This is a genomic window from Streptomyces sp. NPDC060002 (genome assembly GCF_042737245.1).
In the GTDB taxonomy this organism is placed as follows: domain Bacteria; phylum Actinomycetota; class Actinomycetes; order Streptomycetales; family Streptomycetaceae; genus Streptomyces.
Genome location: NZ_JBHWUW010000005.1, coordinates 22,131 through 47,761, shown reverse-complemented (window position 1 = coordinate 47,761; position 25,631 = coordinate 22,131). Strand labels below are relative to the sequence as shown.

Sequence of the window (25,631 nt, the reverse complement as noted above, 5' to 3'; positions counted from 1 at the left end):
ATTTCGGCACAACTACTTAGGGAAGCCTAACCTAAAGCTAAAAGGGGCCAGAGGGTGACGACCGAGATCTACCGTGACGCCTGGGGCGTTCCGCATCTGCGCGCCGACAGCGCCCACGCCCTCGCCCGCCTCCAGGGATCGGTCACCGCCCGCGACCGCGCCTGGCAACTGGAGGTCGAACGGCACCGGGCGCGCGGTACCTCGGCGTCCTTCCTCGGCCCCGAGGCCCTCCCCTGGGACCGGTTCGTGCGCCGCGCCCGCCTCGACGACACGGCCAGGCGCTGCTTCGACGAGCTCGAGAGACGGGACCCGGAGACGGCGGACTGGGTCCGGGCGTACGTCGACGGTGTCAACGAGGGGCTGGCCGCCTGCGACGCCCCCGAGTTCACCCGGGTCGGCCTCGCGCCCGGCCGCTGGGAATTCTGGACCCCGCTCGCCGTCTGGCTGGCCACCCACATCCTGTTCGCCGGGTTCCCCGCCAAGCTGTGGCGCGAGGAGGCCGCCCGGCACCTCGGCCCCGAGGCGGTCGGCCTGTTCGCCACCGACGGGCCCGGCACCTCCGGCAGCAACGGCTGGCTGGTGGACGGGGCGCGGACGGTCACCGGGCAGGCGGTCATCGCCGGCGACCCGCACCGCTTCATCGAGGACCCCGGCGTCTACCAGCAGATCCGCCTGGCCTGCGACGAGTTCGACGTCGTCGGGCTCGCCGTCCCCGGTGTCCCCGGCATCGCCCACTTCGGCCACACCGGCACGGTCGCCTGGGCCATCACCAACGCCATGGCCGACTACCAGGACCTCTACCGCGAACGGCTGCGCCGCACCGGCGCGGGCGTCGAGGCGCTCGGCCCGGACGGCACCTGGCGGCGGGTCGCCCGGCACACCGAACTCGTACGGGTGGCGGGCGAGGAGACCGTCGAGGTGGAGGTGCTGGAGACCGAGCGGGGCCCGGTGATCGCGGGCGGCCCGGAAGGCCTCGACGACGGCACCCCGCTCGCCCTGGCGCTGCGCCACCCGCCCCGCGTCACCGCCGACCTGGGCTTCCGGGCGCTCCTCCCGCTGCTCCGGGCCCGCCGGGTCGCCGACGTTGACCGCGCCTTCGACCTCTGGGTCGAGCCCGTCAACGTGGTCCAGGCCGCCGACACCGAGGGCGGCCTGCTGCACAGGGTCGCTGGCAGGGTGCCGCTGCGCGCCGAGGCGAACGGCACCCGGCTGGTGCCCGCCTGGGAACCCGGCCACGAGTGGACCGGCTGGCACGAGATGCCCCGCGCGGGACTGGCCGACGGCATCGCGGTGATGGCGAACCAGCGGGGCCCCGCCGGGGAGCTGGGCGTCGAGTTCGCCCCGCCGCACCGCGCCGACCGCATCCGGGCGCTGCTGGCCGGGCGTCGGCAGTGGTCCGCGGCCGGCATGCCGGCCATCCACACGGACACCCACCTGGCCTCCGCCGCGCCCCTGCTGGACCACTTGACCGCCCTCGACGACCTGACGGGACCGGCCGCCGAGCTCCGCGACCGCCTGCTGCGCTGGGACCGCCGGATGGACGCCGACAGCCAGGACGCGGCGCGGTTCGCGGCCCTGCGCAGCGCCCTGGTCCGCCGTCTCGCCGCCCATCCGGCGTTCGCGGCCCTCACGACCCCGCCCGCCTACCCGGAGGTCTTCCTCCCCTGGCTGGCCCTCATCCCGCGCGTCGGCTTCGCCCTCGAACACCTCCTGCGCGCCGAGGAGCTGTACGGCGTCGACCGGGCGGCACTCGTACGGGAGGCCGTCGAGGAGGTCGCAGGCCGGCCCGCCGCCCGCTGGGGCGACACCCACCGCCTGGCCCCCTGGCAGGCGCTGCCCGACCCCGGGCGGCAGGCCCCCGCCCTCGCCGGCGACCACGACTGCGTGCTGTGCACCTCGGCCGTGCCCGGCTGGACCGACCTCGCCGCGCGCGGCCCGGCCGCCCGCTACGTGTGGGACCTGGCCCGCCGCGAGGACAGCCTGTGGGTCGTCCCGTACGGCGCGTCCGGCCTCCCCGACCACCCCCACCACCACGACCAGCTCCCCCTGTGGCTCAAGGGCGAACTGGCCCCGGTCGTCACCGACTGGGCACAGCTGAAGAAGGAGAGCGACGATGAGTGACAGCCGTGACAACCGTGACAACCGTGACAGCCGTGACAACCGGGGCGTCCACGTGCACGAGCGGGTGATCGACGGGTTCGGCACCTTCGGCATCCGTCCCCTCGACGCCGAGCGCGACGCGGACGTCGTCCACGGCTGGGTGAGCGAGGAGCGGGCCGCGTTCTGGGGCATGAACGGACTGACGCGGGACCAGGTCGCCGAGATCTACGCCCACATGGCCGGTCTCGACACCCATCACGCCTTCCTGACCGAGCTGGACGGCGAACCGGTCGCCCTCCTCCAGACCTACGAGCCGACCGAGGACCGGGTCGGCGAGTGCTACCCGGTCGAGCCCGGGGACATCGGCGTCCACGTGCTCATCGCGCCGGCCGGCGGGCGAGGGGCGCGGACGGGCTGGTCGGCGGCGCTGCTGACCGTGTTCACGTCGTACGTGCTGGTCGGCCTTGACCGGCCGCGCGTCGTGGTGGACCCCGATGTGCGCAACGAGAAGGCGGTCGCCCGCTTCCTGAGGCAGGGCTTCGAGGAGGGGCCGGTCGTCACGCTGCCGGAGATCGACCTGCCGGACGTGTACCTGCCGGAGAAGAAGGCGCAGCTGGCGTTTCTGCGCCGGGAGGTAGCGTTCCCCGGGTGACCTCACCGCTCACCGCCGACGACCTCGTCGCGCACTACGACCTGGAGCCGATCCCCCGCGAGGGAGGCCTGTTCCGCCGTACCTGGGCGGGTCCGCAGGGGCCGGACGGCCGCCCCGCCGGCTCCGCGATCGTCGCGCTGCTCACCGCCGAGGACTTCTCGGCCCTGCACCGCCTGCCCACCGACGAGGTCTGGCACTTCTACCTCGGCGACCCGCTCGCGCTGCTGCTCCTCGCCCCCGACGGCAGCTCCCGTACGGCGGTGCTCGGCCCGGACCTCCTCGGCGGGCAGCAGCCGCAGCTCACCGTGCCCGCCCGCACCTGGATGGGCGCGCGGGTGGCCGCCGGGGGCGCCTGGACCTTCTTCGGCTGCACGATGGCCCCCGGCTTCACCTACGGGGACTACGAACACGGCGACGCGACCGACCTCACGGCGCGGCACCCGGACCGGGCCGCCCTCATCGCGGGACTGTGCCGTCCATGACGTTGCTGGCGGGCCGGGTGGCCCTGATCACGGGTGCGGGCGGCGGTATCGGACGCGGCATCGCGCTGCGGTTCGCCCAGGAGGGCGCGGCGGTGGCGCTGCACTGCCGGACGGGGACCGAGGCGGCCCACGCGCTCGCCGAGGCGATCACCGACGGGACCGGGGCACGGGCCGTCGTCCTGGCCGGCGCCGACCTGACCGTGGAGGACGAGTGCCGCAGGGTGGTGGCCCAGGCCGCCGAGTGGGGCGGCGGACGGCTCGACGCGCTGGTCAACAACGCGGGCGTACAGCCGGTGCAGGAGCTGCCCGGGATGCCGGCGGCCGACTGGCGGGCGGTCGTGGACACCAACCTGACCAGCGTGTTCGCCTGTACGCAGGCGGCGGCGGAGGTGATGCGGGAGCGAGGGGGGAGCATCACGCACATCGCCTCCGTCGAAGCGGCGAGGCCGGCCCCCGGGCACGCCCACTACGCGGCCTCCAAGGCCGCCGTCGTGATGCACGCGCGGGCGGCGGCACAGGAGTACGGGGCGGCCGGCATCCGCGTGAACTCGGTCTCGCCGGGACTGATCGACCGGGAGGGGCTGGCCGAGGCGTGGCCCGAGGGGGTGCGGCGGTGGCGGGAGGCGGTCGCGGTCGGCCGGCTGGGCCGTCCGGAGGACGTCGGCGACGCCTGCGTCTTCCTGGCCTCCCCGCTCGCGTCCTGGATCACCGGACACGACCTGGTGGTGGACGGCGGGGTGTCGGCGCGGCCGACGTGGTGAACCGAGTGCCCCGTGCATGCGTACGTATCTCCGAGCACACGAGTGTCGAGTCTCAGGCAAGGCGGAGCGGTGACGTGAGCGAAGGGCGAGATGGCGGACGACACGAAGGTGGGCGACGCGGCGGCCGGGGACACGGCGGCGGCCGGAGGCGACTTCAAGGGCTGGTGCTGCTGGGCACCGTGCTGGTCCTGCTCCTCCTCGGCGGCGGACCGGCCTCGGCGCACGCTGCCCTCCGCGGCGCCGACCCCGCCGACGGAAGCGTCGTCAAAACAGCCCCCGACTCCATCACCCTCACCTTCACCGAGTCCGTAGGCCTGCTCGACGACTCCTTCCGCGTCTTCGACCCCGACAACCGGCGGGTCGACACGGGCGAGGCGGGCCACGCGGACGGCCGCGCCGACACCGCGCGGGTCAAGCTCCCCGCACAGCTCGGCACCGGCACGTTCACGGTCGCCTGGCGCGTGGTGTCGGCGGACAGCCACCCGATCGCCGGCGCCTTCACCTTCTCGGTGGGCACCCCGTCCGCGACCCCGCCGCCCTTGCCCAGCACCTCCGTGGAGAACCCGGCCACCGGAGGCCTCTTCAACATCGGCCGCTACCTCGCCTACCTCGCCGCGGCGCTCCTCATCGGCACGGCCGCCTTCATCGCCGTCTGCCGCCCGCCGGACGTCCGGCCGCTGCGCGGGCTGCTGTCGGCCGGCTGGTGGGCGCTGGCCGGATCGACGGTGTTCCTGCTGCTGCTCCGCGGCCCCTACGAGACCGGCACCGGCCCCGCGCAGGCCCTGGACCCGTCGGGTCTGACCCGCACGCTGGGCACCCGGCCGGGCATGGCCCTGGTGGCGCGCCTCGCGCTGCTCGCGGCGGCCGCGGCCTTCCTCCTGTGGCAGCGGAAGGCCCTCCGGGAGGGGAAGCAGCCGCAGCCGTCCCGCACGGCGCTGCCGACCGGCGCCGCGCTGGCCGTGGGGCTTGCCCTGACCTGGGCCGCCGCCGAACACGCGTCGGCCGGTATCCAGGTCCCGGCGGCGATGACGTCCACGGTGCTGCACCTGCTGGCGATGGCGGTGTGGCTGGGCGGCCTGGCGGCCCTGCTCACCCTGTTCTACCGCGCGTCCGTCCCGTCGCGCGTGGTCGGCCGCTTCTCGCAGCTGGCGGGCTTCTCGGTGACCGTCCTGGTGGTGACGGGCGTCTACCAGTCCTGGCGTGGCCTCGGCTCCGTGTCCGCGCTGACGGACACCACGTACGGGCGGGTCCTGCTGGCCAAGCTGGTCGCGGTGACGCTGCTGCTGCTGGCGGGGGCCCGGTCCCGGCGGACGGTGACAAGGGAAAGGACGGCGAGGAACGTGACGGTGGAGACCGCCGAAAAGCAGGGGGAGCACGAGGAGCAGGGGGAGCACGAGGAGCGGGAGGAGCGGGAGGAGCGGGAGGTGCGGGAGGCGCGGGTGCCGGAGCCGGTGGGCGGCCGGGCCGAAAGCGCGGTGGAGGGCCTGGCGGGAGGCCGGGCGGACGGCTCGGTCGACGCCCCGGTGGGCGGCCCGCGACTGCCCGAGAAGCCCCGCCCGCCGGCCGCTGGGACCCTCACCCCGGCCGAGGACGCCCAACGCCGGGCGCTGCGCCGCTCCGTACTGGCCGAGGTCGTCGTCTCCGTCGTCGTCCTCGTCTTCACGACCGTCCTGACGGGCACCCTGCCCGGCCGGGCGGCGGCGGAGGCGGCGACGGCGGAACAGTCCGCCGGGCTGCCCGTGGCCTCCGTGACCAACATCCCCTTCACCATCGGCTCCGGCGATCCCGGTGTCCGCGGTGTCAGCGGCAAGGTGCAGGTCACCCTCGATCCGGGCCGGGTCGGCGACAGCAGCCTCCAGGCCGTGGTCTACGGCCCCGACGGCGGCTTCGTCAGCATTCCCGAGCTGCGCGTCTCCTTCAGCCTGCCCGACCAGGACATCGGCCCCCTCGACGCCAAGGTCACCGACCGGGGCGGCTACTGGGCCGCCGACACGGTCAACCTGCCGCTGCCCGGCACCTGGGAGATGAAGGTGACGGTACGGGTGTCGGATACCGACCAGGTGAGCGAGTCGAAGCCGGTGGAGATCGTGCGCTGAGACAGGGGCCGCCCTGCGCCGGGCGGCCGCCGGTCAGCGCGCCGGGTCGGGAGTGGCGTGACGGGCCGCGAGGGCACGTTCCTCCTCCTCGAGCCGGCGGGAGCACCGGGCGTCCGGATCGTAGGCGACGGCCGTGCTCACACAGGTGCAGAACACCTGGGCGTCGCGGGTGACGCGGCTGGTGACGCGGAAGGTCGAGCGGCGCAGGTCACCGATGGTCGTGGTGATGGTGACCGGCTCCGGCTGGAGGACGAGGGGTTCCGTGTAGTCGAGTTCGTGGCGTGCGTAGACGAACCTCGGGCGGATCTCCTGCCCGGGCAGTCCGGGGCGCAGATAGAACATGTCCATATGGGCGTCCTGGATCATCTCCAGCAGCCGGACGTTGTTCACATGGTTCATGGAGTCCAGGTCGCTCATGCGTACCTGGCGGAGATACAGGTGCGGCCGGCACCCCGGCACCTCCAGGGGCGGGCGCCCGGTGCCTGTGCGGCGGATGTCGGACGCCAGGGCGTGGGTCAGGGTCAAGGTGTCACTCCTCGGAACATCGGAACAGGGGTCCCGGCCTCCTGGCCGGTACCCGGTACCGGCGCGGGGCTACAGGGACTGCGGGGCTACAGGGCCCGCTCGATCAGGTCGGCCGCGGCCCTCGCGCCGCCGGCCGCCGCGATCTCCCGGCGCATGGCGGACACGCCCGCGCGGATGTCCCGGTCGGACGAGACGCGCAGGACGGCCTCGCGCAGCGCCTCGGGGGTGACGCTCTCGCGCGGCAGGTGGACGCCCAGCCGGAGGCGTTCGATCCGGTCGGCGTTGACCCGCTGCTCGGCCATCTGCGGGACCGCCACGAGAGGGACGCCGTAGTGCAGGGCCTCCATCGTGCCGCCCATTCCGGCGTGGGTGACGAAGGCGTCCGCGTGCGCGAGCACCGCCAGCTGGGGCACATGGGAGTGGGCCTCGACGTTGGCGGGCAGCGGCCCCAGCCCGTCCGGCGGGACGGCGCCGACGGACATGACCACATGCCAGGGCAGCTCGGCGAACGCCTGGACGCAGGACCGGTAGAACTCCGGCCGCCGGGTGAACTGGGAGCCAAGCGAGACCAGCAGGACGGGCAGGTCGGGCCGCGGCGGCTGCCAGGAACCCTGGTAGGAGCGGTCCCCGAGCGCCGGTCCGACGTACGCGACGCGCTGTGCCGCGACGGTGTCCGCCCTGCGCTGGAAGGTCCGGGGGAAGAACGCGACGGCGTGATCGGGCCGCACGAGGTCCTGGATCCGCGCGGGTTCGATCCCCTGGCCGGCGAAGGCGGCCGCGAGCCGCGCGAAGCCCGGCAGCTGCGGGAGGCCGGGCACGCCGAAGAACTCGGGGACGATGCCGTCGTAGGCGAGATGGGTGGGCGAGGCCACGACGGTCGGCAGCTGCCACCGTGCCCCCAGCAGCAGGCCCGCGAAGGCGTAGATGTCGCACAGCACCAGGTCCGGACGGTCCTTGCCGAACGCCCGGGTCAGGGCGGGCAGGGCCGCCAGCGCCACCTCGACGACCCGGGCGAACCCCTCGCCCATGTCCTCCGGCGCGTCCGAGCCGTCCCCCGCGTCCGGGTAGAGCACGGGTTCGGCACCGGCCGCCTTCACCTGGTGCATGAAGTCCTCGGTGACGGCGTAACTGACCCGGTGCCCCCGCCGGACGAGTTCCTCGACGACCCCCAGGGTCGGATTCACGTGCCCGTGCATCGGAACGTTGAACACGGCGATGTGCGCGGGGATGTGCGCGGGATTCGGATGAGTACCAGGCACGACACACAACTCCTGTCCGGCACGGAGCCGGGGCGGGGGACTCGGGAACGGGACGCCCGAACGGCGGACGCGGAGTCCCGATTAAAGGCGCACCGACACCGTTCGTGACCGCAAACCTGCGGCAGTGTCACCCCATCAGGGAGCCTCCACGGCCGCGCGTTGACACCTGCGGAACACCTGAGAGGTACCTGTCGGGGCGTCCGGTGACGCGGCGGACGTGACCGCCGGTCCGATCGGCCGTTGGGGGTACAGGACGTCGTCCCCCAGCAGCCGGCCCACGACAGGACCGGCCCACGACACGGACGGCCCACGACAGGAGCAGTCTCATGCCCGGATCGCATCTGCCCTTGATGGAAGAGGGGATGGCCCGCTGGCCGTTCGGCCCGCCCAACGCCGGCATCGCCCTGGACCTCGCGGGCGCCCCACCGTCGTTGGACGAGCTGCGGGCGTTGGTGGAGGAACGCTGGAAGGCGCTCCCCAGGCTCACCCAGACCCTGGTCGCTCCCGGCGGCGCCCGGACGGGCCTGACCTGGTGGACCGGCCGGCACCGCTGGGCGCGGCGGGACGGCCACGACCTGGCCCAGCAGATCGACAGCGCGGACCTCACCCTCCGGGACGCGGTCCGCCGGTGGTTCCACACCCCGTTCCCGGCCGACCGGCCGCCATGGAGCCTCCACCTGCTGCGCGGGACGGTGGAGGGGGAGTTCTCCCTGCTGTTCCGGATGCACCACAGCCTGCTCGACGGCCGTTCCCTGACGACCCTGCTGCGCGCCCTCTTCGACGACGGCGGGCCGCTGGACGGCGCCGCGTCCCTGGCGGTCCCCGGCCCCCGGCGACGGACGGTCCGCCCCGGCCCCACGGGCGGCGGCCCGCCGGGCCTGCTCACCACGGGCCGCGCGGTGCCCCTGCCGCACCGGGGCCCGCGGGAGCCCGCGTACACCGTCGTACGGCTGCGCGCCGACCTGCTGCGGGCCGCGCGCGCGGCCGTCTCCGTGGGAGCGGTGGGCTCCGCGCGCCCGGCGACCACCAACGAGGTGTTCCTGGCGACGGTCTCCGGAGTCCTGCGCGCCTGTCTGTCGGCCTCGGATGCCGATTCCGATTCCGATTCCGCGTCCGCCTCCGTCGGCGGTGACCGGGATCCGGATGCGAGGCAGGTGTGGCTGTCGGTCCCGGTCGACGAACGGCCGGACGACTGCGGTGAGTTCCTCGGCAACGCGTTCGCCAACGTCCGGGTCCCCGCGCCGGTGACGCTCGCCGACCCGGTGGCCCGGCTGACCGCGTGCACCGGTCTGCTGACCACCGTCACCCGGCCCCGGCGCACCGCCGAGAAGCTGGTCGAGGGCACGCTCGCGGCGGTCCCCGGGGCGGCCCTGGCGCTGGCCGGCGGAAAGATCTTCGCGCCCGCGTACGCGCCGGCCGCCTGCTCCTACGTCCATCTGCGCGAGCAGGGCCAGACCCTGGCCGGACGACCGCTGCGCCACCTCACCATCGTCCCCATGGTGCCCCCGGCCGACACGGCCACCTTCGCGCTGGGCGGCTGCGCCAAGGGCCACACGCTGAGCGTCGCCACCAACTCGGGCAGCCAGGACGCGGGCCTGCTGGCGGAGGCGTTCCTCGACGAGCTGACGCTGCTGGCCGAGAGGGCCCGCTGACCCCGCCGGTTCCGCGCATGTCGAAGGGCCCCACATTGAACGGTGGGGCCCTTCGGCATGCGCGGAACCGGGGCGGCGCGTGGCCGCCGACTAGCTCGCCTGGCGTCGAGCCGCACCCATGGCCGAGAGGGATGCCTGCGCATCCTCGATCAGGAAGATCTCGTCCTCCCCGAAGTCCGGGGCCTGGAAGGGGTTGGTCGTCGGAGGCGGCGATGCCGCGGTGGCATAGCGAGTCGCCCCTTCCGGAGCGGAGAACAGCGAGGTCGGGTCGATGAGAGGTCTCCCATTCGTTACAGGGCCGTGGAGGGACCTGGCGTGCCGTGACCGGGCACAGCGGTCCTACAGCTTGCTCATCTTGGTGTACGGGCTCAGGATCCGCATTTGCGCCGAACCGAAATCCACGAGTGCCGCGATTCCGTCCTCGATGCCGATCACACGCCCGAGGCCGTACATGTCGTGCGTGACCTGGTCGCCCACCTCGAAGTGCTTGGGGGACGGCGCGGCCGGGGCCTTGAAGGGACTGGTGGGCAAGTAACGCTTCGGTGCCGATGGCTTTGTCATTGACTCCAGTATGGGCCTGGATGCGCCGCTCGTAGCGGCCGTCTTTCTCCGCTGTTCGTCACAGACCCGCACAGCGATCACCGCTTCGGCCGGAACGCGGGCAGTCACGCGCCTCTGACCTGGGGATTCGCCGACAAGCCCACGGGAGAGCCCGCCGGACCCCACCACAGACCGTTACCTTCGGATCCGCACTTCGTGCCCCCGGGACACCCCGCGCGTGGCGGCATCCGGTGCGTGGCGCTCCGGCTTTCCGCGTTCCACCGCGTTCCACCGCGAGCCTCCGCGTCGGCCGACCGCGAGCCTCCGCGTCGGCCGACCGCGAGCCTCCGCGTCGGCCGACCGCGAGAACCCGCCTCAGCCGACGGCGAGGATCAGGCTCAGTGCCGGCAGGGCGACTCCCGCCACTGCCATGACGCTGCCGGTGTGTTGGCGATCATGAGCATGACGGGCGGCGTCGCAGTCGGCCGGACCGGATGTCCCGGATCGGCGAACGAGACGGAAACCGCGGCGGACAACGGCGGAAAACGCGGCGGACAAAGTCGAAGGGCCCCACCGCGAACGGTGGGGCCCTTCGACTTCGTGCCCGGTGAGGCACTGGCGGAGGATACGAGATTCGAACTCGTGAGGGGTTGCCCCCAACACGCTTTCCAAGCGTGCGCCCTAGGCCACTAGGCGAATCCTCCGCGGCAAACAATACAAGACGTTGAGGAGTGCTCGCGAACTCGTTCCCCCCGCTCGGATCCTGTAGCCTGTGCGCAGCCCCTCACGCGGCGCTATCTGACTGAACTCCCCCAGGGCCGGAAGGCAGCAAGGGTAGGTCGGCTCTGGCGGGTGCGTGGGGGGCGCTTGCGTTCGCGGTGGGGGCCGGGCGGCGGGCCCGCACGTGGGACCCGATGTCAGCGGTCGCCTATAACCTCGTATGCGTGTCGTCTCTCGCGCTGTACCGCCGCTATCGCCCGGAGTCGTTCGCCGAGGTCATCGGGCAGGAGCATGTCACCGGTCCGTTGCAGCAGGCGCTACGGAACAACCGGGTCAATCACGCGTACCTGTTCAGCGGGCCGCGTGGGTGCGGGAAGACCACCAGCGCGCGGATCCTGGCCCGGTGCCTGAACTGCGAGCAGGGGCCCACACCGACCCCGTGCGGGGAGTGCGAGTCGTGCAAGGACCTCGCCAGGAACGGCCCGGGGTCCATCGACGTCATCGAGATCGACGCAGCTTCGCACGGCGGTGTGGAAGACGCCCGTGACCTGCGGGAAAAGGCTTTCTTCGGGCCCGCCCGCAGCCGCTACAAGATCTACATCATCGACGAGGCCCACATGGTCACGCCGGCCGGCTTCAACGCGCTCCTGAAGGTCGTCGAGGAGCCGCCGGAGCATCTGAAGTTCATCTTCGCGACCACCGAGCCCGAGAAGGTCATCGGGACCATCCGGTCGCGGACCCACCACTACCCGTTCCGGCTCGTGCCGCCGGGCACGCTGCGGGACTACCTCGGCGAGGTGTGCGGGCAGGAGGCCATCCCCGTAGAGGAGGGCGTGCTGCCGCTCGTCGTGCGCTCCGGAGCGGGTTCCGTGCGTGACTCCATGTCCGTCATGGACCAGCTCCTCGCCGGCGCGACCGACGTGGGTGTGACGTACGCCATGGCCACCTCCCTGCTCGGGTACACGGACAGCTCGCTGCTCGACTCCGTCGTCGAGGCCTTCGCCACCGGTGACGGCGCCGCCGCCTTCGAGGTGGTCGACCGGATCATCGAGGGCGGCAACGACCCCCGCCGCTTCGTCGCCGACCTGCTGGAGCGGCTCCGGGACCTCGTCATCCTCGCCGCGGTCCCGGACGCGGCCGACAAGGGGCTCATCGACGCCCCCGCCGACGTGATCGAGCGCATGCAGGCCCAGGCCGGCGTCTTCGGCGCCGCGGAGCTGAGCCGCGCCGCCGACCTCGTCAACGAGGGGCTCACCGAGATGCGGGGCGCCACCTCACCCCGTCTCCAGCTCGAGCTGATCTGCGCGCGCGTGATGCTGCCCGCCGCCTACGGCGACGAACGCTCCGTCATGGCCCGCCTCGACCGCATCGAGCGGGGCGTGAACTTCTCGCCGGGCGTCGGTACGCACGGGGCGGCGCCCGGCGCATCCGCGATGCCGACGATGGGTTACGTGCCCGGACCCGAGGCGCACGGCGGAGCCGCCACGACCGGGGGCGCGCCGCTCCCGCCCGGCGGCGGGGCGGCCGCCGCCCGCGCCGCGGTACGGGGCCCGGGTCCGGGGCAGGGTCCCGCTCAGGGCCCCGGTCCCGGCCAGGCGCCTGACCCCTCAGCCGAGTCCGCCGCGCCCGAGCCCGCCGCGCCCGCGCCCGCGCCTGCCCAGTCTCCGGCCGCCCCGCCCGCGGTCGTCCCGGACCGTACACCCGCTCCGGCTTCCGCTCCGGCCGCGGCCTCCGCCCCGCCGGTGGAGGAGGTGCCGGCCGCGAGCCCCCAGGCTCCTGCCCAGCCCGCCCCCGGAGCCTGGCCCACCGCCACCGCGGCGGGCAGCGGGCGCCGCCCCGGTGGCTGGCCCACGGCCGCGCCCGCGGGCAGCGGCGGCCGGCCTCCGGCGACACCGGCCCCCGCTTCCGCTCCGGCCGCCTCGGCAGCTCCCTCGGCCCCGGCCCCGGCAGTCACCCCCGCGCCGTCCGCGCCCGGCGGGTACGCGGCCCCCGCCGGCGGCCTCGACCCCCGCATGCTCTGGCCGAACATCCTGGAGGCGGTCAAGAACCGCCGTCGCTTCACCTGGATCCTGCTCAGCCAGAACGCCCACGTGGCGGGCTTCGACGGCACGACCCTCCAGCTCGGCTTCGTCAACGCCGGCGCCCGCGACAACTTCACGAGCAGCGGCAGCGAGGACGTGCTGCGGCAGGCGCTGGCCGAGCAGTTCAGCGTCCAGTGGAAGATCGACGCGATCGTCGACCCGTCCGGCGGCTCGGCGCCCCCGCCGACCGGCGGCTTCGGTGGCGGCGGCGGTGGTGCGCCCGGCGGCTACGGCAGCCCCGGGGGCCACAACAGCCCCGGTGGCTACGGCGGTGGCGGCGGTGCGTCGGCCCCGTCGGGCACGACCGCGTCCCAGGCGCCGGCCGCTCCCGGCGCCCCTGCCCCGTACGCGTCGGCGTCGGCCTCGGTCCCCACCCACGCGGCCCCCGGCCCGGCGCCGTCCCGTCCGCCCGCCCCGGAACCGGTGGCCCCCGAGGACGACACCCCCGAGGACGACGACCCCGACCTCAACGAGTCGGCCCTCTCCGGCTACGAACTGATCGTGCGCGAGCTCGGAGCGACGGTGGTGGAGGAGTTCACCAACGAGTAGGGGGAGACACGGAGGTTCCCCCGGCGACGCCGTTCCCCTCGCCGTTTCCCTGGGCCCGTCGCGCGGACCGCTTGGAGGAACGCACAACATCCCCACCTCCCGGCTTTCGGAAGCCCGCACAAAACGCCCCCGCCCCCGCCCGTTAGGCTGACCCCCGTGAACGTCCTCGTCATCGGCAGCGGCGCCCGCGAACACGCCCTGTGCCACTCCCTGTCCCTCGACCCCGCCGTCACCGCGCTGCACTGCGCCCCAGGCAACGCCGGCATCGCCGAGGTCGCCGAGCTGCACCAGGTCGACGCCCTGGACGGCGCGGCCGTCTCCGCGCTGGCCGTCGAGCTCGGCGCCGAGCTGGTCGTCGTAGGCCCGGAGGCGCCGCTGGTCGCCGGGGTCGCCGACGCCGTGCGCGCCGTGGACATCCCGGTGTTCGGCCCCTCGAAGGAGGCCGCGCAGCTGGAGGGCTCCAAGGCGTTCGCCAAGGACGTGATGGCCGCGGCCGGCGTACCGACGGCCCGCTCCTACGTCTGCACGACCCCCGAGGAGGCCGCCGAGGCCCTCGACGCCTTCGGTGCGCCGTACGTCGTCAAGGACGACGGTCTGGCCGCCGGCAAGGGCGTCGTCGTCACCGACGACCTGGAGGCCGCCGCGGCGCACGCGGCCGGCTGCATGGGGGTACCTCCCGCGCCGTCCAGGCAGCGGGGGAGCGTCGTCATCGAGGAGTTCCTCGACGGCCCCGAGGTCTCCCTCTTCGCGATCACCGACGGCGTGAGCGTCGTCCCGCTCCAGCCCGCCCAGGACTTCAAGCGCGCGCTCGACGGCGACGAGGGCCCCAACACGGGCGGCATGGGTGCCTACTCGCCGCTGCCCTGGGCCGACCCGAAGCTGGTGGAGGAGGTCCTGGAGACCGTTCTCCAGCCGACCGTCGACGAGATGCGCCACCGCGGCACCCCCTTCTCCGGACTGCTCTACGCGGGCCTCGCGATCACCAGCCGCGGTGTCCGGGTCATCGAGTTCAACGCCCGCTTCGGCGACCCCGAGACGCAGGTCGTCCTGGCCCGTCTGAAGACCCCGCTGGCCGGCGTCCTGAAGGCGGCCGCCACCGGCGACCTCGCCGACCTGCCGTCCCTGCGCTGGAGCGACGACGCGGCCGTCACCGTCGTCATCGCCTCGCACAACTACCCCGGCACCCCGCGCACCGGCGACCCGATCTCCGGCCTCGCCGAGGTGGCCGCCGAGGACGCCCCGCACGCGTACGTCCTGCACGCCGGGACGAAGTACGACGGGGCCGACCGCGGCACGGTCGTCAGCGCCGGCGGGCGCGTCCTGTCCGTCACCGCGACCGGCACCGACCTCACCGAAGCCCGCGAGCGCGCCTACAAGGCGGTCGAGCGCATCGGGCTCGACGGTTCGCAGCACCGCACCGACATCGCCGCGAAGGCGGCGGCAGACGCGTAGGCACGCGCCGCGGCAGGCGTCAGCAGGGATCTCCCAGGCCCCGGGCCACCATGGAACTCCGTACGGAGGACCCGTGGAACCCGGGGCCTGATCGTTGCCCACCGTCATCCACCTTTCCCCAAAGCCATTCCATCGTGTGAGCGCTGAGCTATCCGGCTGACGTGGGCCGGAGCGCCAACTAGGGTGCGGCGCAAGCGTTCCGGTGCTCGTTCCGGCACTTGGCCCACCGGCATTGCGATGTCGGTGGTCGGTGCCACAGTGGGGGAGTGACCACTGCGAGGACAGCCGGGGAAACAGGACCGTAGAGGGGGTGAGGTCCGGTCGTGACCGGTATGGGAGTGGAGATGGGCGCGCAGGCCGCGCGGGCCCGGGCAATGGCGGTGCTACGCATCCGCAGCCGGGCGCTCGCCGTCGCGCTGCTGCCCGCGGCCGCCGCGGTGATCCTGCTGGCGGGCGGTTCCACCGGGCACTTCGTGGGCCCGGGGTGGGACGCCGCCCGCTGGGCCGTGTCCGCCGTCGCGCTCGTCGTACTGCTGGCCTCCGGTGTCATCGGCCTGGTCGTCGCCCGCGCCCGCCCCGCGGTCAGCCCCACCGTCGGCGTCGCCGAGGACGCGGCCCCCGACCTGTACCGGCTGGTCCGCGACCTCGCCGACCGCCTCGAAGTTCCCGCGCCCTCCGCGATAGCGCTCACACCGGACTGCGACAGCTGGCTGGAGGACCGCACCCACCCGGCCCACGGCCCGTCTCCGTCCCGCGGCGGTGACGAGATAGCCGGCCCGGGCGGCCCCCACGGCCCCCTCCACCGCCGTACGGCGGCGGCACCCGTCCTCGTCATCGGTTCCCCGTTCCTGTGGTGGATGCGCGTGGGCGAGCTGCGCGCCGTGCTGGCCCCCGTCGTCGCCGGCACGGGCCCCTCGGCGCACCCCGACATAGCCGCGGCCCGGCGCTTCGTGCGCGGGCTGGACGCCGCGGTGGCCGTCTGCGCCTACCGCGGTGACCGGTATCCCGTGCTGCGCCCGGCCTGCTCGGGCATCGGCTGGGTAGCGCGCCTGATGCTGCGCGGCTGTCAGATCCACGCCGGCGAGATGGAGCGGGGCGTCGCCGCCGCGGCCTCCGAGCGTGCACAGGCTGTGGACTACGGGCTGCGCATCGTCGCTCAGGAGCAGGTGGGCCTGGCCTACGCGGGCTGGGACCGTCTCCTGACGCGGGTGGCGCTGCCCGCCTGGCGGATGGGCCGCTGGCCCTCCCGGCTGGACGCGGGCGTCGTCGCCGCCCTGACCGAGCTGTCCCGGCGCGACCGGCTGGCCGAGGGATTCGCCTCCCGCCTCGGCGAGCGCCCCGCCTGCGACCTGCTCGAAGAGCCCGGCACGATCGACGAGGCCGCCTCGCTGCTCGCCGCCCGCCTCTTCCACGGCGGCCCCGCGGACCCGGGCCCGGACTGGTCGCCGGTGGCCTGGGAGGACTACCCGGACGAGGTGGTCGACCGCAAGTGGCGTACCGACGCGGCCCGGCTCCACCGGGTCCTCGACGCCCTCGGCGTCCGCCGCACCTGCGACCCGACCAGCACCACCCACTCCGGTGGCCCCCACTCCGGTGGCCACAGCGGCCCCACACTGGCCCGAGTCCTGGACCACCTGACGGACCGGCCGACAGACAGGCCCGACGACACCGAGGGCCCCCACCCGACGAGCCCGACCGCCGGCCAGACACCCCCGGTACCCACACCCGCCCCGGCGGCCGAGCCGAGCGCGCCCACAGCCCCTGCACCCAGCCCAGCCCCATCCCCCACCGACCCCACGGGCTCCGCCAGCTTCCCCGGCCCTACCGGCCTCACGGGCTCCGCCAGCTTCCCCGGCCTCACCGACCGGACCGGCTCCGGCAGCTCCGCCAGCTTCCCCGGCCTCACCGACCGGACCGGCTCCGGCAGCTCCGCCAGCTTCCCCGGCCTCACCGACCGGACCGGCTCCGGCAGCTTCACCGGGCCTACCGGCCTCACCGACCGGACCGGCTCTGGGGGCCTCACCGGCTCTGAGGGCCTCACCGACCGGACCGACCGGATCGACCGGACCGACCGGACCGACCCGACCGACCCGACCGACCGGACCGGCCCTACCGGACTCACCGGCTCTGACGGCCCCACCGATGGGACCGGCCCCACCGATGGGACCGGCCCCACCGGCCCTACCGACCGGACAGGACCTACCGGTCTCCCGGCCGCGCCGGCCCCCGCCGGGCATCCCGCCCCCGCCCCCGCCTCAGCCGACCCGGGCATCGTCCGGAACCCTCGCCAGGGCCCGAACTCCGAGCTCGATCCGGGCACCAGCCCTGCCCCCGACCCGGCCTCCGCCCCCGACCCGGCCCCTGCCCCCGACTCGGCCCACGACTCGGCCCCCGCCTCTGCCCCCGCCCCCGACTCGGCGCCCGTCCCGGCCCCCGCCTTCGAGGCCGCCTTCCTCGCCGATGACGAGGACCCCCCGCCCCCGAACCCCCGCAGCGCGGCCCTCGCTGCCGGGCTCGGGGCCGAGCTGGGGCGGGAGGAAGCCGCGGCCGCGGCGGCCGCGCCCCCCGCTCCGGCCGGCCCCCCGGCACCCGGACAGGGCCCCGACCTGGCCCTCTGGGACGAGGGCGCGCTCCCCCTGTTCCCCCTCCAGCCGCCGCGCACCGACCGCGAGCTCCTGGCCGATCACGTCACGGCGATGGTCTGCTGCGCGGCGATGGACACCGTCGGCGCCATTCCGGGTCTCGACTGGCTCGACGGCCCGACCCTCCTGGTCGACGGTGAGCGCGTGGCAGATCTGGCCCCCCGGGTGCTCAGCCTCGTGGAGGACGGCGACGCGGTCCCCCTGCGCACCTGGCTGGTGGAGCTCGGGATACGCCCGGAGAAGCCGGTACGGCTCGGCTGAGCGCGCCGAGGCGCCGGCGCTGCCCGCGCCGTCCGTCTCCAGCCGCCCCGGGCAACTTCCGGCAGCCCCGGCAGCCCCGGCAGCCCATCGGCCACACCCTAACGGAGCTCTATATTCCACTTTCGGCCAATTCGCAACGAATCGTGACTGCCTGCGCGCGTTATGTGATGTGCTGGGACCGATCGAGCCCATGGCAAGGGCTGGCGACATAGGACAAACGCGCAGGGCGGTCACGTACGGCGTACGCACGAGCCACTACGGGGGCACACGGGAGGGGAGCACCATGGGACCCGGACCAGGACCGGAACACATCCGCCGATGGGAGTCGGGAGCACTGGCCCACGCCGTGACGGACCCCTTCGGACAGGGTCCCCTCCCCTGGCTGCGCGGCAGCGAGACGTACTTCGACGACACCGGCCAGGTCGTCCCCTGGTACGTGGACGCGGCCCCCGCTCCCGCCCGGGGCACCTCCCGCGTCCCGGCCCCCCGCACCGCGCCCTCGGCCGGCGGCCCCCGCTCGGCCGACGACGTGCGCCGCCAGATCAAGGGCTTCGTCTCCACCGGCGCGGTCGCGCCCGGCGACGCCGTCGACTTCCACATCACGGTCGACCCGCCCCAGGAATTCAGCGTCGACGTCTACCGCATCGGCCACTACGACGGCGACGGCGCCGCCAAGATCACCACCAGCCCGCGCCTCTCCGGGATCGTCCAGCCCTCGCCGCTGACCGCCGACCGCACGGTCTCCTGCCACCACTGGTGGCTCTCCTGGCGCTTACAGGTCCCGTCGTACTGGAACGTCGGCGCGTACGTCGCCGTCCTCACCACCGTCGACGGCTACCGCTCCCACGTCCCCTTCACGGTTCGCGACCACCATCCGGCCGATCTGCTCCTGCTGCTCCCCGACGTCACCTGGCAGGCCTACAACCTCTACCCCGAGGACGGCCGCAGCGGCGCCAGCCTCTACCACGCGTGGGACGACGACGGCCGTCTGCTCGGGGAAGCCGACGCCGCGACCACGGTCTCCTTCGACCGCCCGTACGCCGGCGCCGGACTGCCCCTCCATGTCGGCCACGCCTACGACTTCATCCGCTGGGCCGAGCGCTACGGCTACGACCTCGCCTACGCCGACGCCCGCGACCTGCACGCCGGTCACATCGACCCCACCCGCTACCGCGGCCTGGTCTTCCCCGGCCACGACGAGTACTGGTCGACGAGCATGCGCCGCACCGTGGAACTCGCCCGTGACAGCGGCACCTCACTGGTCTTCCTGTCCGCCAACTCCCTTTATTGGCAAGTGGAGTTGGGTCCCTCCCCGTCCGGTGTCCCGAGCCGCCTGCTGACCTGCCGCAAGCGCAAGGGGCCCGGCAAGTCCGTCCTCTGGCGGGAGATCGACCGCGCCGAGCAGCAGTTGGTCGGCATCCAGTACGCGGGCCGGGTGCCCGAGCCGCATCCGCTGATCGTCCGCAACGCCGACCACTGGCTGTGGGAGGCGACCGGCGCATGCGACGGTGACGGCATCGAGGACCTGGTCGCGGGCGAGGCCGACCGCTACTTCCCGCGCACCCCTCTCCCACCGCACGAGGACCGCATACTCCTCGCCCACTCCCCGTACCCCGACAGCGAGGGCGTCCTCCGCCACCAGGAGACCTCCCTCTACCGGGCCCCCTCCGGCGCGCTGGTCTTCGCCTCCGGCACCTTCGCCTGGTCCCCGGCCCTGGACCGCCCCGGCCATGTGGACCCCCGCGTCCAACGCGCCACGGCCAACCTCCTGGACCGCATCTGCAAACGCGACTGACCCCCGTGTACAGACGCGACTGACCCCCGTGGACACCCGCTCGCCCCACCCGCTGTCCTTGATCGATCCCTATGTACGGGACAATCGACCCACTAGGCCCGCCCGTCTCCCACCACCACCCTGCTCGAGCCCTGCGGGCACCCCTTTGTCTCAACCACGGGGAGGAACCGTGTCCGGATTCGTAGAAAAGCCCGAGCCCCTTCAGGTGCCGGGCCTGGTGCATCTGCACACCGGCAAGGTGCGCGAGCTGTACCAGAACGAGGCGGGCGACCTCGTGATGGTCGCCAGCGACCGCACCTCCGCCTTCGACTGGGTGCTGCCGACCGAGATCCCCGACAAGGGCCGTATCCTCACCCAGCTTTCCCTGTGGTGGTTCGACCAGCTCCGCGACCTGGTCCCCCACCACGTCCTGAGCACGGAACCGCCCGCCGGCGTCCCCGCCGACTGGGCCGGCCGCACCCTGGTCTGCAAGTCGCTCCGGATGGTCCCCGTCGAGTGCGTGGCCCGCGGCTACCTCACCGGCTCGGGCCTCGCCGAATACAAGGAGTCCCGCACGGTCTGCGGCCTCGCCCTTCCCGAGGGCCTGGTGGACGGCAGCGAACTCCCCGCGCCGATCTTCACCCCGGCCACCAAGGCCGCCGTCGGCGAGCACGACGAGAACGTCTCCTACGAGGAGGTGGCCCGTCAGGTCGGCGCCGACACCGCCGCCCAGCTCCGCCAGGCGACCCTCGCCGTCTACGGCCGCGCCCGCGACATCGCCCGCGACCGGGGCATCATCCTCGCCGACACCAAGTTCGAGTTCGGCTTCGAGGGCGAGAACCTGGTCATCGCCGACGAGGTCCTCACCCCGGACTCCTCCCGCTTCTGGCCCGCCGACCAGTGGCAGCCCGGCCGCGCGCAGCCCTCGTACGACAAGCAGTTCGTGCGTGACTGGCTGACCTCGGCCGAGTCCGGCTGGGACCGGGCGAGCGAGCAGCCCCCGCCGCCCCTGCCGCAGCACATCGTGGATGCGACCCGCGCGAAGTACATCGAGGCCTACGAGCGCCTCACGGGCATCAGCTGGGCCTGACGCGAAAGGCCCCGGTCGATGACCGGGGCCTTTGCGATGGAGCGGACGACGAGGCTCGAACTCGCGACCTCAACCTTGGCAAGGTTGCGCTCTACCAACTGAGCTACGTCCGCAGTGCGCCGTGGCGCGAGGCCAACTATACCCAACCCCGCTCCCGGGCGAGCCGCACCGCGGCGTGCCGGTTCTCCGCCCCGAGCTTGGAGACGGCCGACGACAGATAGTTCCGTACGGTCCCCTGGGAGAGCGCGGCCCGCTCGGCGATCTCCGCGACGGGCGCCCCGTCGGCAGCGAGTTCGAGCACCTCCGTCTCACGCGAGGTCAGCGGCGAGTCACCGGCGGCGATCGCGTCGGCGGCCAACTCCGGGTCGACGTACCGGCTCCCGGCGTGCACGGTACGGATGATCTCCGCGAGCCGCTGTGCGCTCACCGTTTTCGGGACGAACCCGCGCACACCCGCCGCGAGCGCCCGTTTGAGATGCCCGGGCCGACCGTGGCTGGTGACGATCAGTGCCTGGCAGCCGGGCAGTTCGGTGCGCAGGGATGTGGCGACGTTCACACCGTCGGTGCCCGGCATCTGCAGATCCAGGACGGCGACGTCGGGCCGGTGCGCCATCGCCATCGCCAGCGCCTCCGGTCCGGTGGCCGCCTCGGCGACGATCACCAGGTCGTCCTCCAGGGAGAGCAGCGCGGCCAGCGCACCCCGGATGAGATGTTCGTCGTCGGCGAGCAGCACCCGCACGGTCATGAAGCGACCTCTCTCACAGCAGCCTTTCCGCTCAACGGAACCTCGGCGACGACCCGGAAGACGCCCGCCCCGACGAACCCGGCCTCCAGCGTCCCGTCGACGCTCCGCAACCGCTCCCGCAGCCCGGCCAGCCCCGACCCGTCGCCGCCTTCGGTGGTGGGGGATCCGGCGCCGTCGTTCTCCACGGTCAGCACCACGCGTCCCTCGGGCATCCGCAACGCCACCGAGCAACGCCCGGCGTCTCCGTGCCGCAGCACATTGGTGGTGGTCTCCCGCACCACCCAGCCGAGCGCCGACTGCACCTCAGCGGGCAGCCCGCCGGCCTCCCCGATCACCTCGCAGGCGATTCCGGCCGCCCTCAACACCCCTTGGGCGCCGACGAGTTCGATCCCGAGGTCCGCCTCTCGATAGCCCCGCACGACGGCGCGCACCTCCCGCTGCGAATCCTGCGCTATCCGCTGGACCTCGATCATCTGCTCCACGGCCTCCGGCCGCCCGCGCCTGGCCAGCTGCACGGCCAGCTCGCTCTTCAGGGCGATCACGGCCAGGTTCCGCCCCATCACGTCGTGCAGATCGCGTCCGAACCGCAGCCGCTCCTCGGCGACGGCGAGCCGGGCCTCGACCTCCCCGGCTCGGTCCGCCTCCCACAGCACCGCCAGGTTCCAGGCGCTACAGCGGCAGGCGAACAGCGAGAAGCAGGTCGCGAAGGCGGTCAGGAACCCGACCATGAAGATCCCCGCCGCATCCGGTTCGGCCCAGCCGAACGCGGCCATGAGGGCCACGGCGAGCAGGGCGGAGTGGTGCAGGAACCGCCGGATGGGCACCACGAGTCCGTACAGCATCCCGAAGGGCAGCAGCGCGGCTCCTATGCAGAGCCGGGTCGTCACGGGGTCGGCGCCGCCCACCACGGTGAGCGCCAGGGCCAGCACCAGGCCGAGTACCAGCAGCCCGGCCGCGGGATACAGGGCACGCGGTGGGAGCTCGGCGCGGCGCAGGTAGTGGTCGAGGACGGGCCGGGTGAGCCGGTTCGCCTCGGCGCACTGGAGGGCGCCCGCCAACAGCAGCAGCCCGCCGACGAGCAGCGGCGCCGGACGGTGCTCGAGCCCGCCCACCAAAGGCAGCGCGAGCCAGGCGAAGGAGAAGAACCAGGTGGTGAAGTACCAGGTGCCCAGGGTCTGCAACTCGACCCGCTCGGCCTTGCTGCGGTCTCGCCAGTGGCGCCGCTGCCACCCCCGAATGCGGCCCAACATCCTTGCCCTCCCCTACCGTTCAGTCCGCCACGATCCCGGCTCGCCCCGGCTCGGTCCCGGCGGGTCAGCGCCGGGGCTCCCATCGGAACCACCGCCGTACAGCAAACACCGCCAGCAGGGTCCAGGCCAGTGCGGTCGCCAGGGCGCCCAGGGCCTCGTACGCCGACAGGCTCCCGGTCCAGCCGCCGCGTATCAGGGTGATCACCGGCGACAGCGGCAGCAGTTCGCAGACGGAGGCGAGCCGGTCGGGCAGCATTTCCAGGGGGACGGTCACGCCGGAGCCGGTCATCGACACGAGCACCAGGGGCATCGTGGTGACCTGCGCGCTCTCCACGGTCCGGGTCACCGTCGCCGTGACGGCCGCGAGCGCCGCGCACATCGCCAGGCCCAACAGCAGCCCCAGGACGGCGAGATGCGGAGCTTCGGGGGCCGGTACGTCGAGCAGGAGCGTGGTGCCCGCCACCAGCACCAGGGACTGCACCAGCCCCGTGGCGACGACGGGCAGCGCCGCCCCGCCGAGGATCTCCGGGTCCCGCAGCTCGCCGGTACGCAGCCGCTTCAGTACGAGCTCCTCCCGTCGGGCGGTGTAGATGGCAGCCAGCGCCGAGTACACCCCGAACAGCAGCGAGAAGCCGATCGCGGCGGGCAGCAGCACCAGGCCGACGCTGAGCCCGACGTCCTCCACGTCCATGTCCTCGACCACCGACGCCAGGCTCACCGGCAGCACCAGCGGTAGGAACACGGCCGCGATGATCGTGCTCTTGCTCCGCCCGAGCAGCGTCAGCTCGGCGCGCGCGAGGGCGGCCATCCGGCTCGCGGGAGTCGTGAGCGGCCGGCCGGCCGCACGGCCGGCCGAGTCCTTCGCCGTTGCCCCGCTCATGCAGCGACCTCCTCGGTCTCGGCGCTGTTCGACGCCTCCCGGGCTATCCCCAGGAACGCCTCCTCCAACGAGGCCGACCGCACATCCAGCCTCCGCAGCGCGACCTGGGCCCGCTCGGCCCACACCAGGAGCCCGGTCGCCGCCCGTTGCAGCTCCCGGGTGCGCAGCCGTATGAGGCGCCCGTCGACCTCGTGACCGCACACACCCAGCTCGCCCAGCGGAGGCAGGTCGCCCACGAAGTACCCCTCGGGCAGTTCGAAGGTGATCCGGGACGGCTGGGCGCCGGTCACCTCGGCAGGGGTCCCGGCGGCCGCGATACGGCCCTCGTGCAGGATGGCCAGCCGGTCGGCGAGGTTCTCCGCCTCCTCCAGGTAGTGCGTGGTCAGCAGCACCGTCGTACCGGCGTCACGCAGCGCGCGCACCAGGTCCCAGGTGTCTCGGCGGCCCTCGGCGTCCAGGCCGGTCGTCGGCTCGTCCAGGAACAGCACCTCGGGTTCGCCGAGAACCGCGAGCGCCAGGTCGAGGCGCCGCCGCTCGCCCCCGGACAGCTGCTTGACCCGGACGTCGGCCCGCCCGGCGAGCCCGACCAGCGCCAGCGCCTCCTTGACCGGGCGGGCGCCGCTCACACAGCCGGCCCACATGCGCGCGGTCTCGGCCACGGTCAGCTCGGAGGGGAAGCCGCCCTCCTGGAGCATCACGCCGGTGCGCGGCCGGACGGCGGCCCGCTCGGTGTGCGGATCGTGGCCCAGCACTCTGATCCGCCCGCCGTCGGGGCGCGCGAGCCCCTCCAGCAACTCGACCGTCGATGTCTTTCCGGCGCCGTTGGTGCCGAGCAGCGCGAAGATCTCACCGCGGTCGACGTGGAAGGAGATCCCACGGACCGCTTCGAACCCGCCCCCGTACACACGCCGGAGGTCGGTGACCTCAATCACGTGTTCATTCGTGTCCATGCCTCAAGCCTCCCCGCGGGCGGAGGCCGGCAGCAGTGCGAGGTGTCACCACTCCATATGACAAATGTCAGACGGACCCTCGCGTCGTGCCCACGCTCAGGGCCCACACACGGGGCACGCGCTCAGGGCCCACGAAAAGACCCCGGTCCAATGGACCGGGGTCTGATTCCTGAGCGGACGACGAGGCTCGAACTCGCGACCTCAACCTTGGCAAGGTTGCGCTCTACCAACTGAGCTACGTCCGCATTGCCTCCGACCGGCTTTCACCGATCGGCGCGAGCACTACCCTACCTGATCCACAAGAGTGGTCAGGCAGGTGATGCAGAGCGGGTGACAGGGATCGCACACTGCGCCTTCCCCCTGGAAGGGGGATGTTCTACTACTGAACTACACCCGCGTGTACTCCGTGAGCTGGGCTTTTCGGCCTTGCCCCTCGGCGTGCTCCAGACTCTAGCTGACCAGGAGGGGTGCAGCGCAAGTCGGTGCGTTCGAGGGGCCGGTGACCGGCCGTCGGCCCGTGGCTCACGGGGAGCCGATCAGCTGGTGCGGCTCACTGCGCGTCGGCGAACGCCTCGTAGACCTTCTTGGGGATGCGGCCGCGCGCCGGCACCTCCAGTTTGTTGGCCTGGGCCCAGGCCCGGACGGCAGCCGGGTCGGGGGCGACCTCCGTCTGCTTGTACGCCTTGCCGGACCTCGACCGCTTGCGGCCGGCGTCGACGTAGGGCGCGAGAGCCTTACGCAGTTTCTCGGCATTGGCTTCATTCAGGTCGATCTCGTACGACTTGCCGTCGAGTCCGAAGGCGATCGTTTCCGCCGCTTCCGAGCCGTCGATGTCGTCAAAGAGAGTGACCACGACCTTCTGCGCCACGAATATCGGTCCCTTCGTGCGACAGCTCTGCGATGACGTGCCATGACGTCACGGAGATGTCGACTGTCCGCCTGTTAATGGGGCAAAGTATCGGCTATTGCTAATTCATTTGTACAGTGCCCGGCATTGCAATGTGAAGCTCGACTAAATCTGCCCGCGTGTCCCTGGGCAATAGGGAACGTTGGTGCACCCCGGATCTTTCCCTGAAATTTTCGCGAAGGCACTGGTCCGATACCTGATCGTGATGGCGCTCACGTACTTTCCTACAACTCTACCCGCGTAGAAATTTTGTACGGGTAGTC

The 25,631-nt window shown here is 73.2% G+C and carries 19 protein-coding genes, 4 tRNA genes and 1 other RNA gene; 12 read left to right on the top strand and 12 right to left on the bottom strand.

Features of this window, described 5'->3' with window-relative positions:
* The first annotated feature begins 54 nt into the window (after window positions 1-54).
* The 5 genes from ACFWBD_RS06875 to ACFWBD_RS06855 all read left to right on the top strand — a co-directional run bounded on the left by ACFWBD_RS06875 (window position 55) and on the right by ACFWBD_RS06855 (window position 6,091).
* Window positions 55-2,121, top strand: a complete 2,067-nt coding sequence (locus tag ACFWBD_RS06875; RefSeq protein WP_385663721.1) for a penicillin acylase family protein — start codon at window positions 55-57, stop codon at window positions 2,119-2,121.
* A complete protein-coding gene (locus tag ACFWBD_RS06870; RefSeq protein ID WP_385663719.1) occupies window positions 2,114-2,752 on the top strand; it encodes a GNAT family N-acetyltransferase in 639 nt (212 codons plus the stop codon). Before ACFWBD_RS06875 ends, ACFWBD_RS06870 begins: the two co-directional genes overlap by 8 nt.
* Window positions 2,749-3,234: a cupin domain-containing protein gene (locus ACFWBD_RS06865; RefSeq protein WP_385663716.1), complete on the top strand. Its 486-nt coding sequence runs from the start codon at window positions 2,749-2,751 to the stop codon at window positions 3,232-3,234. Before ACFWBD_RS06870 ends, ACFWBD_RS06865 begins: the two co-directional genes overlap by 4 nt.
* A complete protein-coding gene (locus ACFWBD_RS06860) occupies window positions 3,231-3,995 on the top strand; it encodes an SDR family NAD(P)-dependent oxidoreductase (RefSeq protein WP_385663713.1) in 765 nt (254 codons plus the stop codon). The genes ACFWBD_RS06865 and ACFWBD_RS06860 overlap by 4 nt, the downstream gene beginning before the upstream one ends.
* A gap of 164 nt (window positions 3,996-4,159) precedes the next feature.
* The gene (locus ACFWBD_RS06855; protein ID WP_385663711.1) at window positions 4,160-6,091 is read left to right on the top strand and encodes a copper resistance CopC/CopD family protein; all 1,932 of its coding nucleotides are present in this window, start codon (window positions 4,160-4,162) and stop codon (window positions 6,089-6,091) included.
* Between the two features lie 33 nt (window positions 6,092-6,124).
* Here the strand turns inward: ACFWBD_RS06855 and ACFWBD_RS06850 are convergent, their stop codons facing one another.
* Both ACFWBD_RS06850 and ACFWBD_RS06845 read right to left on the bottom strand, forming a co-directional pair.
* A complete protein-coding gene (locus tag ACFWBD_RS06850) occupies window positions 6,125-6,616 on the bottom strand; it encodes an acyl-CoA thioesterase (RefSeq protein WP_385663708.1) in 492 nt (163 codons plus the stop codon).
* Window positions 6,617-6,702: 86 nt separating this feature from the next.
* Entirely contained in the window at window positions 6,703-7,875 is a 1,173-nt protein-coding gene (locus ACFWBD_RS06845; protein WP_385663705.1) for a macrolide family glycosyltransferase, read from the bottom strand.
* A gap of 326 nt (window positions 7,876-8,201) precedes the next feature.
* Between ACFWBD_RS06845 and ACFWBD_RS06840 the strand changes: the two genes are divergently transcribed.
* Entirely contained in the window at window positions 8,202-9,527 is a 1,326-nt protein-coding gene (locus tag ACFWBD_RS06840) for a wax ester/triacylglycerol synthase domain-containing protein (protein ID WP_385663700.1), read from the top strand.
* Between the two features lie 339 nt (window positions 9,528-9,866).
* Here the strand turns inward: ACFWBD_RS06840 and ACFWBD_RS06835 are convergent, their stop codons facing one another.
* Both ACFWBD_RS06835 and ACFWBD_RS06830 read right to left on the bottom strand, forming a co-directional pair.
* Window positions 9,867-10,088, bottom strand: coding sequence for a hypothetical protein (locus tag ACFWBD_RS06835; protein WP_028807083.1), 222 nt, complete (start codon window positions 10,086-10,088; stop codon window positions 9,867-9,869).
* A 595-nt stretch (window positions 10,089-10,683) separates the two neighbouring features.
* Window positions 10,684-10,771 (bottom strand) — tRNA-Ser (locus ACFWBD_RS06830).
* A gap of 71 nt (window positions 10,772-10,842) precedes the next feature.
* Between ACFWBD_RS06830 and ffs the strand changes: the two genes are divergently transcribed.
* The 6 genes from ffs to ACFWBD_RS06800 all read left to right on the top strand — a co-directional run bounded on the left by ffs (window position 10,843) and on the right by ACFWBD_RS06800 (window position 20,636).
* Window positions 10,843-10,941: signal recognition particle sRNA small type (ffs, locus tag ACFWBD_RS06825), an RNA gene on the top strand.
* Window positions 10,942-11,011: 70 nt separating this feature from the next.
* Window positions 11,012-13,417 carry a DNA polymerase III subunit gamma and tau gene (locus ACFWBD_RS06820; RefSeq protein WP_385663698.1) on the top strand — a complete coding sequence of 802 codons (2,406 nt, stop codon included), beginning with the start codon at window positions 11,012-11,014 and terminating at the stop codon, window positions 13,415-13,417.
* 156 nt (window positions 13,418-13,573) lie between these two features.
* Window positions 13,574-14,869, top strand: a complete 1,296-nt coding sequence (purD, locus tag ACFWBD_RS06815; protein ID WP_385663695.1) for a phosphoribosylamine--glycine ligase — start codon at window positions 13,574-13,576, stop codon at window positions 14,867-14,869.
* 332 nt (window positions 14,870-15,201) lie between these two features.
* Window positions 15,202-17,772 carry a hypothetical protein gene (locus tag ACFWBD_RS06810; protein WP_385664174.1) on the top strand — a complete coding sequence of 857 codons (2,571 nt, stop codon included), beginning with the start codon at window positions 15,202-15,204 and terminating at the stop codon, window positions 17,770-17,772.
* Window positions 17,773-18,055: 283 nt separating this feature from the next.
* Window positions 18,056-19,567 carry a N,N-dimethylformamidase beta subunit family domain-containing protein gene (locus tag ACFWBD_RS06805; RefSeq protein WP_385663692.1) on the top strand — a complete coding sequence of 504 codons (1,512 nt, stop codon included), beginning with the start codon at window positions 18,056-18,058 and terminating at the stop codon, window positions 19,565-19,567.
* Window positions 19,568-19,736: 169 nt separating this feature from the next.
* On the top strand, window positions 19,737-20,636 hold the full coding sequence (locus tag ACFWBD_RS06800; protein WP_385663689.1) for a phosphoribosylaminoimidazolesuccinocarboxamide synthase: 900 nt from the start codon (window positions 19,737-19,739) through the stop codon (window positions 20,634-20,636).
* 37 nt (window positions 20,637-20,673) lie between these two features.
* Here the strand turns inward: ACFWBD_RS06800 and ACFWBD_RS06795 are convergent.
* The 8 genes from ACFWBD_RS06795 to ACFWBD_RS06760 form a co-directional block, all read right to left on the bottom strand.
* Window positions 20,674-20,749 (bottom strand) — tRNA-Gly (locus ACFWBD_RS06795).
* Between the two features lie 23 nt (window positions 20,750-20,772).
* Complete coding sequence (locus ACFWBD_RS06790; protein ID WP_385663686.1) at window positions 20,773-21,381, bottom strand: response regulator; 609 nt, start codon at window positions 21,379-21,381, stop codon at window positions 20,773-20,775.
* Complete coding sequence (locus ACFWBD_RS06785) at window positions 21,378-22,631, bottom strand: sensor histidine kinase (RefSeq protein WP_385663683.1); 1,254 nt, start codon at window positions 22,629-22,631, stop codon at window positions 21,378-21,380. Before ACFWBD_RS06785 ends, ACFWBD_RS06790 begins: the two co-directional genes overlap by 4 nt.
* Before the next feature lie 64 nt (window positions 22,632-22,695).
* Window positions 22,696-23,511 carry an ABC transporter permease gene (locus tag ACFWBD_RS06780; protein ID WP_385663680.1) on the bottom strand — a complete coding sequence of 272 codons (816 nt, stop codon included), beginning with the start codon at window positions 23,509-23,511 and terminating at the stop codon, window positions 22,696-22,698.
* Entirely contained in the window at window positions 23,508-24,461 is a 954-nt protein-coding gene (locus ACFWBD_RS06775) for an ABC transporter ATP-binding protein (protein WP_385663677.1), read from the bottom strand. The genes ACFWBD_RS06780 and ACFWBD_RS06775 overlap by 4 nt, the downstream gene beginning before the upstream one ends.
* A 172-nt stretch (window positions 24,462-24,633) precedes the next feature.
* Window positions 24,634-24,706: transfer RNA gene (locus tag ACFWBD_RS06770), tRNA-Gly, on the bottom strand.
* 80 nt (window positions 24,707-24,786) lie between these two features.
* Window positions 24,787-24,858: transfer RNA gene (locus tag ACFWBD_RS06765), tRNA-Gly, on the bottom strand.
* Window positions 24,859-25,011: 153 nt separating this feature from the next.
* Window positions 25,012-25,329 carry an Lsr2 family protein gene (locus tag ACFWBD_RS06760; protein WP_385663675.1) on the bottom strand — a complete coding sequence of 106 codons (318 nt, stop codon included), beginning with the start codon at window positions 25,327-25,329 and terminating at the stop codon, window positions 25,012-25,014.
* Window positions 25,330-25,631: the final 302 nt, after the last annotated feature.

Excerpts from the sequence above, each read along its gene's own strand:
- ACFWBD_RS06870 (WP_385663719.1), top strand. The coding sequence starts at position 2,114 with ATGAGTGACAGCCGTGACAACCGTGACAACCGTGACAGCCGTGACAAC.
- ACFWBD_RS06835 (WP_028807083.1), bottom strand. The coding sequence starts at position 10,088 with ATGACAAAGCCATCGGCACCGAAGCGTTACTTGCCCACCAGTCCCTTC.
- ACFWBD_RS06810 (WP_385664174.1), top strand. The coding sequence starts at position 15,202 with ATGGGAGTGGAGATGGGCGCGCAGGCCGCGCGGGCCCGGGCAATGGCG.
- ACFWBD_RS06775 (WP_385663677.1), bottom strand. The coding sequence starts at position 24,461 with ATGGACACGAATGAACACGTGATTGAGGTCACCGACCTCCGGCGTGTG.
- ACFWBD_RS06785 (WP_385663683.1), bottom strand. The coding sequence starts at position 22,631 with ATGTTGGGCCGCATTCGGGGGTGGCAGCGGCGCCACTGGCGAGACCGC.
- ACFWBD_RS06840 (WP_385663700.1), top strand. The coding sequence starts at position 8,202 with ATGCCCGGATCGCATCTGCCCTTGATGGAAGAGGGGATGGCCCGCTGG.
- ACFWBD_RS06860 (WP_385663713.1), top strand. The coding sequence starts at position 3,231 with ATGACGTTGCTGGCGGGCCGGGTGGCCCTGATCACGGGTGCGGGCGGC.
- ACFWBD_RS06805 (WP_385663692.1), top strand. The coding sequence starts at position 18,056 with ATGGGACCCGGACCAGGACCGGAACACATCCGCCGATGGGAGTCGGGA.
- ACFWBD_RS06780 (WP_385663680.1), bottom strand. The coding sequence starts at position 23,511 with ATGAGCGGGGCAACGGCGAAGGACTCGGCCGGCCGTGCGGCCGGCCGG.
- ACFWBD_RS06790 (WP_385663686.1), bottom strand. The coding sequence starts at position 21,381 with ATGACCGTGCGGGTGCTGCTCGCCGACGACGAACATCTCATCCGGGGT.